This window comes from Paraburkholderia sp. RL17-383-BIF-A (assembly GCF_046028015.1).
In the GTDB taxonomy this organism is placed as follows: domain Bacteria; phylum Pseudomonadota; class Gammaproteobacteria; order Burkholderiales; family Burkholderiaceae; genus Paraburkholderia.
The window spans coordinates 1-8,677 of the sequence record NZ_JARESR010000067.1 but is presented as its reverse complement, the minus strand read 5'-3'; the positions used below and the strand labels follow the sequence as shown (position 1 = coordinate 8,677).

10 protein-coding genes are annotated in these 8,677 nt (G+C 60.9%); 3 read left to right on the top strand and 7 right to left on the bottom strand.

The window, feature by feature from the left end; all coding sequences use genetic code 11:
- The 7 genes from P0D71_RS35890 to P0D71_RS35860 all read right to left on the bottom strand — a co-directional run.
- The coding region (locus tag P0D71_RS35890; RefSeq protein WP_408483874.1) for a citrate/2-methylcitrate synthase at positions 1-657 on the bottom strand (657 nt) is incomplete at its 3' end.
- An 81-nt stretch (positions 658-738) separates the two neighbouring features.
- Positions 739-1,011 (bottom strand): FAD assembly factor SdhE, encoded by a 273-nt coding sequence (locus P0D71_RS35885; protein WP_091804882.1) that lies wholly within the window; start codon positions 1,009-1,011, stop codon positions 739-741.
- 1 nt (position 1,012) lies between these two features.
- A complete protein-coding gene (locus tag P0D71_RS35880) occupies positions 1,013-1,717 on the bottom strand; it encodes a succinate dehydrogenase iron-sulfur subunit (RefSeq protein WP_012428644.1) in 705 nt (234 codons plus the stop codon).
- Positions 1,718-1,741: 24 nt separating this feature from the next.
- On the bottom strand, positions 1,742-3,517 hold the full coding sequence (sdhA, locus tag P0D71_RS35875; protein WP_091804886.1) for a succinate dehydrogenase flavoprotein subunit: 1,776 nt from the start codon (positions 3,515-3,517) through the stop codon (positions 1,742-1,744).
- A 4-nt stretch (positions 3,518-3,521) separates the two neighbouring features.
- Positions 3,522-3,890 carry a succinate dehydrogenase, hydrophobic membrane anchor protein gene (gene sdhD / locus P0D71_RS35870; RefSeq protein WP_091804890.1) on the bottom strand — a complete coding sequence of 123 codons (369 nt, stop codon included), beginning with the start codon at positions 3,888-3,890 and terminating at the stop codon, positions 3,522-3,524.
- A gap of 3 nt (positions 3,891-3,893) precedes the next feature.
- The gene (sdhC, locus tag P0D71_RS35865) at positions 3,894-4,310 is read right to left on the bottom strand and encodes a succinate dehydrogenase, cytochrome b556 subunit (RefSeq protein WP_091804894.1); all 417 of its coding nucleotides are present in this window, start codon (positions 4,308-4,310) and stop codon (positions 3,894-3,896) included.
- 168 nt (positions 4,311-4,478) lie between these two features.
- Entirely contained in the window at positions 4,479-5,279 is an 801-nt protein-coding gene (locus tag P0D71_RS35860) for a GntR family transcriptional regulator (RefSeq protein ID WP_408483873.1), read from the bottom strand.
- A 491-nt stretch (positions 5,280-5,770) separates the two neighbouring features.
- Between P0D71_RS35860 and P0D71_RS35855 the strand changes: the two genes are divergently transcribed.
- The 3 genes from P0D71_RS35855 to P0D71_RS35845 form a co-directional block, all read left to right on the top strand.
- The gene (locus tag P0D71_RS35855) at positions 5,771-6,754 is read left to right on the top strand and encodes a malate dehydrogenase (protein ID WP_007178772.1); all 984 of its coding nucleotides are present in this window, start codon (positions 5,771-5,773) and stop codon (positions 6,752-6,754) included.
- A 269-nt stretch (positions 6,755-7,023) separates the two neighbouring features.
- Positions 7,024-8,040: an HpcH/HpaI aldolase/citrate lyase family protein gene (locus P0D71_RS35850; protein ID WP_408483872.1), complete on the top strand. Its 1,017-nt coding sequence runs from the start codon at positions 7,024-7,026 to the stop codon at positions 8,038-8,040.
- A gap of 160 nt (positions 8,041-8,200) precedes the next feature.
- A partial coding sequence (locus P0D71_RS35845) for a citrate/2-methylcitrate synthase (protein WP_408483871.1) occupies positions 8,201-8,677 on the top strand: 477 nt, incomplete at its 3' end.

Here is an 8,677-nt window from a genome sequence, read left to right as displayed (position 1 = left end):
TACGTCGTTGACCTTGTACTCTTCGCACGGGTTCGAGAACATCATGTGCATGAAGTTCGCGCTGTACGACAAGTCGTTCTTCGGGTACGCAAATGGCTGGCCGATGCTGTACTTGTACGCCATGGCGACGAGCGTAGGCAGCTTCGCGATCATGCGAATGGCCGACACTTCACGGTGACGCGGATTGTTGATGTCGAGCGAGTCGTGATAGAAGGCCGACAATGCGCCGACTGCAGCGACCAGAATCGCCATCGGGTGTGCGTCGCGACGGAAACCACGGAAGAAGAAGTGCATTTGCTCATGCACCATCGTGTGGTTCGTGACCGTCTTCACAAACTCGGCGTTCTGCTGCGCGTTTGGCAGTTCGCCCTTCAGCAGCAGATAGCAGGTTTCGAGGAAGTCCGCGTTTTCCGCGAGGTTGTCGATCGGGTAGCCGCGGTACAGCAGCTCGCCCTTATCGCCGTCGATGTAGGTGATCGCGGAATTGCACGCCGCCGTCGACATGAAGCCCGGGTCGTACGTGAACTTGCCGGTCTGGCCGTACAGTTTGCGGATGTCGATCACGTCCGGGCCGAGAGTGCCCTTGTAGATCGGCATTTCAACGCTCGGCGAATTGTCGCTGAACGATAGCGTGGCTTTAACATCTGACGGGGTCATAGCAGATCCTCAATCGAAGTATGGAAACAGGTTTTCGATAATTGCACGCCTGGAACAACGGACAAGCGGCACACGGGCCGCTCAGGCATTCCGCAGCAACTCCAGCACCCGGATCACATCCGGGTCGGCAAGGTCGCCCTCCGGTTCCTTGCGCGCGAGCAGCAAGTCCATCAGGTCGTTATCGCTCAGCTCGAGCAGGCGCGTGAGAGCGCCCACGTCGGCATCGCTGAGGTCATGCTCATATCGGCCGAAAAAACGTTCAAAGATCAGATCGTTTTCCAGCAGGCCCCGCCGCGCGCGCCAGCGAAGGCGCGCGCGGCGGAGAGGGTCGGACTGATGCGATGTGTCGTCCATCTCAAACAGCGCGGCGAACCATCAATTCCTTGATCTTGCCAATCGCCTTGGTCGGGTTCAGGCCCTTCGGGCAAACGTCGACGCAATTCATGATCGTATGGCAACGGAACAGACGATACGGATCTTCCAGGTTGTCGAGGCGTTCGCCCGTCGCTTCGTCGCGGCTGTCCGCGATGAAACGGTAGGCTTGCAACAGGCCGGCCGGACCAACGAACTTGTCCGGATTCCACCAGAAGCTCGGGCACGAAGTCGAGCAGCTAGCGCACAGAATACATTCGTACAGGCCGTCGAGCTCGTCGCGTTCTTCCGGCGACTGCAGACGTTCCTTTTCCGGCGGCGGCGTATCGTTGATCAGGTACGGCTTGATCGAGTGATACTGGTTGAAGAACTGCGTCATGTCGACGATCAGGTCGCGAATGACCGGCAGTCCCGGCAGCGGACGCAGCACGATCTTTTGCGGCAGATCGTTCATGTTCTGCAGGCAGGCCAGACCGTTCTTGCCATTGATGTTCATGGCGTCCGAACCGCACACGCCTTCGCGGCACGAGCGGCGGAACGACAGCGTTTCGTCAACTGCCTTCAACTTCAGCAGCGCGTCGAGCAACATGCGTTCGTGCGAGTCGATTTCGATCTCGTACGTTTGCATGCGTGGCGCTGCGTCCTTGTCCGGGTCGTAGCGATAAATCTCAAATGTACGCTTTGCCATTTCTGAATTCCTTTGACTTGTGCCTTAGAAGGTCCGCGCTTTCGGCGGAACCGATTCGACCGTCAGCGGTTGCATGTGAACCGGCTTGTAGTCGAGGCGATCGCCTTCGCTGAACCACAGCGTATGGCGCAGCCAGTTTTCGTCGTCGCGATGTTCGAAGTCGTTCTGCGCGTGCGCGCCACGGCTTTCCTTACGCGCTTCGGCCGAAACCATCGTGGCGCGGGCCACTTCGATCAGGTTCGCCACTTCCAGCGCTTCGACACGTGCCGTGTTGAACACCTTCGACTTGTCCTTCAGATGGATGCTGTCGACGCGGTCAGCCACTTCGCGGATGCGCTCGACGCCTTCCGACAGCAACGCCGAGGTACGGAACACGCCAGCGTGTTTCTGCATCGTGCCGCGGATGTCGTTTGCGACCGATTGCGCGTACTCGCCTGAGGACGAGCTTTCCAGCTTCGCCAGACGCGACAGCGCGAAATCAGCGGCGTCGGCCGGCAGCGGCTTGTGCTCCTTGATTTCCTTCACGTGCTTGACGATGTGATTGCCGGCAGCGCGGCCGAACACCACCAGGTCGAGCAGCGAGTTCGTACCGAGACGGTTCGCACCGTGCACCGACACGCACGAGCATTCGCCCACTGCGTAAAAACCGTTGACCGGCTCTTCGTGACCCTTCGACGTACCCACGACCTGGCCGTGAATGTTCGTCGGAATACCGCCCATCTGATAGTGGATGGTCGGCACGACCGGGATCGGCTCCTTGATACAGTCGACGTTCGCGAACTTCAGCGCGATTTCGCGGATCGACGGCAGACGCTTCATGATCGTCTCGGCGCCGATGTGCGACAGGTCGAGCAGCACGTGATCCTTGTTCGGACCCACGCCGCGGCCTTCCTTGATTTCCTGGTCCATCGAACGCGAAACGAAGTCGCGCGGCGCCAGATCCTTCAGGGTAGGCGCGTAGCGTTCCATGAAACGCTCACCGTTCGAGTTACGCAGAATGCCGCCTTCGCCGCGCACGCCTTCGGTAATCAGCACGCCCGCGCCGGCCACGCCGGTCGGGTGGAATTGCCAGAATTCCATGTCTTGCAGTGCGATGCCCGAACGCGCCGCCATACCCAGGCCGTCACCGGTGTTGATGAACGCATTGGTGGACGCCGCGAAGATACGGCCCGCGCCGCCCGTGGCGAACAGCGTGGTCTTGCCTTCGAGAATGTAGACGTCGCCGGTTTCCATTTCCAGCGCGGTCACGCCGAGCACGTCGCCTTCGGCGTCGCGGATCAGATCCAGCGCCATCCATTCGACGAAGAACTGCGTCTTGGCCTCGACGTTCTGCTGATACAGCGTGTGCAGCAGCGCGTGACCGGTACGGTCAGCCGCCGCGCAAGCGCGTTGCACCGGCTTTTCGCCGTAGTTGGCGGTGTGGCCGCCGAACGGGCGCTGGTAAATCGTGCCGTCGGCGTTACGGTCGAACGGCATGCCGAAGTGTTCGAGTTCGTAAACTGCGTTCGGTGCTTCGCGGCACATGAACTCGATCGCGTCCTGGTCGCCGAGCCAGTCGGAGCCCTTGATCGTGTCGTAGAAGTGATAGTGCCAGTTGTCTTCGCTCATGTTGCCGAGCGAAGCGCCGATGCCGCCTTGGGCAGCGACCGTGTGCGAACGCGTCGGGAACACCTTGGACAGCACGCAAACCGACAGACCAGCGCGCGCGAGTTGCAGCGAAGCGCGCATCCCCGAGCCGCCTGCGCCGACGATAACCACGTCAAACTTGCGACGCGGCAGAGAATTCTTGATTGCAGCCATTCTTTTACACTCTCCAGAGAATCTGCGCAGCGTAGCCCGCACATGCGAGCAGCCAGACGATCGTCAGCGCCTGAAGGAACAGGCGCGTGCCAACGGGCTTCACATAGTCCATCCAGATGTCGCGGATACCAACCCAGGCGTGATAGAACAGCGAGAGCAGCGTGACGAACGTGGCGAGCTTCATCCATTGCGTCGCGAAGATCGACGCCCAGCCTTCATACGAAAAATCGCGCGCGCCGAAGAACCAGACGAGCAGGATCACCGTGTAGATCGCCATGATCGTGGCGGTAATGCGCTGGGCGAGCCAGTCGCGCAGACCGTAATGCGCGCCGACGACAAGACGCTTCGAACCGATTCGGTTATTAGCTGACATTTTTTAGAATGCTCCGAACAGTTTTGCCGCGAATGCGATGGTGAGCAGCGACGACACGACGAGAACCACGATAGAGGTCGACTTGCCTTTTTCCTTCGTGACCGCATTGTGGTTCGTGTCCATCAACAGGTGACGGACGCCGGCGCAGAAGTGGAACAGGAAGGCCCACGCGAGAACGAGCGTGATGAGCTTGACGACGATGTTGGAGAGGAAGCCTTTGAAGACTTCAAAGCTGAGTTCAGAAGTCAGACTCTGATCGAAGAGGTACAGCAGGAACGGAAGAAAAACAAAAAGCAGACCACCGCTCACGCGGTGCAAGATCGATACTCGCCCCGCTAGCGGGAGACGGTACGCCGTCAATATCTGCCCGATACCGATGTTCCGGAATTCCGGCCTCGGTTTTTTTACGGCTTCAGCCATGCTAGACCCCTACTATGTAGTCACACTAATCCGCAATTTTAGCGCCTTTTTATATCGCGCTGCAGCGAAAACCACGAGTAGTCCGTTGCAGCCTGCGCGATAAAGGCGCCTTCAAACAGGCACGCGCGTGGGACGCGGCGCCCTCATTCAAACCGTTTCAAACCCGTTTCAACTTAGATCGTTCTGATAGTAGTACCCGGTTGTGACATACCAACCACGGCGCACTTCGACCGGCCGGTCTCCGTATGTATAGGACACGCGCTCGACCGATAGCAGCGGAAAACCCGCCGGCACGTGCAGCAGGTCGGCCACGGCGGGCTCGGCCGCCACCGCGCGGATCTTCTCCGTTGCGCGGATCATGCGCGTGCCGAATTCCGTCTCGAACATCGCGTAGAGTGGACCTTTATACTCCGACAACCGCTCGAGCGTGAGGCCGCGAAACACGGCGCCGGGCAGCCAGATTTCGTCGAGCACAGTGACTTCGCCGTCGAACTGCAGCAATCGCTTGATCAATACAACCGGATCGGCGGGTTTCAGATCGAGTTGCCGTGCGATGTCCGCCGAAGCGCGCAAACGCCGGCACTCGAGCAGGCGGCTCACGTGCGGGTGTTCCGCTCCGTCATCGGCCAGCAATCTGAGGAAGCGAAACTGGGCGCGGTCTTCGTTGTGCGTTGCAACAAAAGTGCCCTTGCCCTGGCGGCGCACCAGCAGGTTGTCGGCAGCAAGTTCGTCGATCGCTTTGCGCACCGTTCCCTGGCTGACCTTGTATCTGGCCGCCAATTCGACTTCACTAAGAATGATCTCGCCCGGCTTCCACTCGCCGCTTTCAAGGCTCTGCGTGATCAGCCCCTTGATCTGCTGATACAAAGGGCTGAAAGTGGGCGACGTGGCCGGGGCGGCAGCGGGTACACCCTCGCCTGCGGCGCCTTGGCCGTTCGGATTCGTGGTGTTCGCCGGGTTCGAATTCATCCGCGCATTTCATCATAAAGGGCTGGGCCGCGTCTAGGGTTTTCCCCTCAATAGATATGTCTTATATAAGACATAAGATAATGTTGACTTTGTGTCTAGCGACTCCTACACTCCTTGTCGAACAAGGGTTTGCGGGTTTTCGGAGGCTGTTTCGCGCAGCGCCGCGACGCCCCGGCAGCCACCCTGCACCATGCTGTTCCCACGCAGTTCAGGTTTCGATTTCGCCGCCATTCATTGGCCAGACGCTTGCCGAAACGCGCTGTTTGCAGGAGCCCGCACCGTGCAGCGGCTACCCGGCGCTTCGTATTCCCGCTCCCATGCAGTACAGGTTTCCGGCACGGCGGTCTCGCCGCAACGCGCCGCTCGCCCTCGGCAGATTACGAGGCAGTCCGCGAACAGTGAATTCCGCCGTGTTTCATAACGCTTCGCTGAACGCGCATATAGAATGGCGTTTTCCCTAGCGTCTAACGCATCGTCCTGGAGATTTCTCAATGGCTAAGCCCGCAAAGCGCGTTGCCGTCACCGGCGCCGCAGGTCAAATTGCTTACTCCCTGCTGTTCCGCATCGCCAATGGCGACCTGCTCGGCAAGGATCAGCCGGTTATCCTGCAACTGCTCGACCTGCCGCAAGCACAAGGCGCCGTCAAAGGCGTCGTGATGGAACTGGATGATTGCGCATTCCCGCTGCTGTCGGGCGTCGTGATCACCGACGATCCCAAGGTCGCATTCAAGGATGCAGACGTGGCCCTGCTGGTCGGCGCCCGCCCGCGTTCGAAAGGCATGGAACGTAAGGACCTGCTGTCGGCGAACGCCGAAATCTTCACGGTTCAGGGCAAGGCGCTGAACGAAGTCGCCAGCCGCGACGTGAAGGTTCTGGTGGTCGGCAACCCGGCCAACACGAACGCTTACATCGCCATGAAGTCGGCGCCGGATCTGCCGAAGAAGAACTTCACCGCCATGCTGCGTCTGGACCACAACCGCGCGCTGTCGCAACTGGCGGCCAAGTCGGGCAAGCCGGTCGCTTCGATCGAAAAGCTGGCCGTGTGGGGCAACCACTCGCCGACCATGTACCCGGACTTCCGCGTTGCAACGGCAGAAGGTCAGGACCTGACCAAGCTGATCAACGACGAAGAATGGAACCGCAACACGTTCATCCCGACCGTCGGCAAGCGCGGCGCGGCGATCATCGAAGCACGCGGCCTGTCGTCGGCAGCGTCGGCGGCTAATGCGGCAATCGACCACGTGCGTGACTGGGTGCTCGGCACGAACGGCAAGTGGGTCACCATGGGCATTCCGTCGGACGGTTCGTACGGCATCCCGGAAGACATCATCTACGGTGTGCCGGTTACGTGCGAAAACGGCGAGTACAAGCGCGTCGAAGGTCTGGAAATCGACGCGTTCTCGCGCGAGAAGATGGACGGCACGCTGCAGGAACTGCTGGAAGAGCGCGACGGCGTTCAACATCTGCTCGGCTAAGCGGCTGATGCAGACAAACCGGAACTCCTGAGAAAACGCCGGGCCGCCCCAAGCGTGTTATCCCGCTTGGGGGCCTGGCGCAAAGCGAAAGGTCTGGGTGCTCCCAGACATCAACGTGGCGGGTTCCGGTTTTTTTTTGTGCGAACGCAGTTGTTCGCATCTGATTCGAGCGCGTTTTGGGCAGTTGCCGCGACGGTCTGGCAGAGCGCGCCCGAATCAGATTTCTCCAAACAGTTTTTCCAAACCCTACCCACACCCTGACGCCGAAGATGCGCGCCCTCACACCCGCCGAAGTGCTGTTTGACGGCGAAGTGCCGCCCGCTGTGCTGCCTGCCTGCGATCACTACGCCGGCAGCGAAAAGCTGATGCTGAAATCGCTCGCGTTGCAGCAACAGATCGGCCCGGTGTTCGATATCACGCTCGATTGCGAAGACGGCGCGCAGGTCGGCCGCGAAGCACAGCACGCGGAACTGGTCGCCTCGCTGCTCGGCAGCGAGCATGACCGCTTTGGCCGCGTCGGCGTGCGAATTCACGACTTCGAGCACGCGCACTGGCGCGACGACGTCCGCCTCATTCTGCGTGCCGCGAAGCGAGCGCCTGCTTACATCACCCTGCCGAAAATCCGCAACGTCCCCGATGCCGCCGAAATGGTCGCGTTCATCGAGGCCACGCGCCGCGAACTCGGCATCGCGCAACCGGTGCCGGTGCAATTGCTGGTCGAGACGCACGGCGCGCTGACGCGCGTGTTCGATCTGGCCGCACTGCCCGGCGTGGAGGCGCTGAGCTTCGGGCTGATGGACTTTGTCTCCGCGCACGACGGCGCGATTCCCGACACGGCCATGCGCTCGCCCGGCCAGTTCGATCATCCTCTGGTCCGGCGTGCGAAGCTGGAAATCTCGGCTGCCTGCCATGCGTACGGCAAAGTTCCGTCGCACAACGTCAGCACGGAAGTGCGCGACATGAGCGTGGTGGCAAACGACGCCGCGCGTGCCCGCAATGAGTTCGGCTACACGCGCATGTGGAGCATCCACCCGGCGCAAATCGAGTCGATCGTCGCCGCGCTCGCGCCGCGCGACGAAGAGATCGCCACGGCCACCGAAATCCTGCTGGCCGCGCAGTCCGCCCAATGGGGCCCGACGCGCCATCACGACACGCTGCATGATCGGGCGAGCTATCGCTATTACTGGTCGGTGCTGCGTCGCGCGCAAGCCACCGGTCGCACCGTCCCGCAAGACGCCGCGCCGCTCTTCGCGAAAGTGGGCACTAACGTGCACGCCGCATCATGAGCATGCGCGTCCAAGCGGCGATCGGCACGGCGGCGTTGAATGGTGTACCTGTACACCGTCTTGCAATCGAAACACTGAATCATCTGGCGCTGCGGGCGAGCGACGTCGAAGGCGTAGGTCAACCAGAAGCAATGAGCAGGCACAAAGGAGATTGCGGGAGATGAGCGAGACAACGCAAACCGCCGGTGCACAAGGCGGCAACGAACCCCAAAGCGGCTTCAAACCGAAGAAATCCGTCGCCCTGTCCGGCGTGACGGCGGGCAATACCGCCCTCTGCACGGTCGGCAAGACCGGCAACGACCTGCACTACCGCGGCTACGACATTCTCGATATCGCGGGCGCCTGCGAGTTCGAAGAGATCGCGTACCTGCTGGTCCACGAAAAGCTGCCGACCCAGGCCGAACTCACCGCGTACAAGACCAAGCTGAAGGCGCTGCGCGGCCTGCCCGCGAACGTCAAGGCCGCGCTCGAATGGATCCCGGCCGCTGCGCACCCGATGGACGTGATGCGCACCGGCGTGTCGGTGCTGGGCACCGTGTTGCCGGAGAAAGACGATCACAACCTGCCGGGCGCGCGCGACATCGCCGACAAGCTGATGGCCTCGCTCGGTTCGATGCTGCTCTACTGGTATCACTAT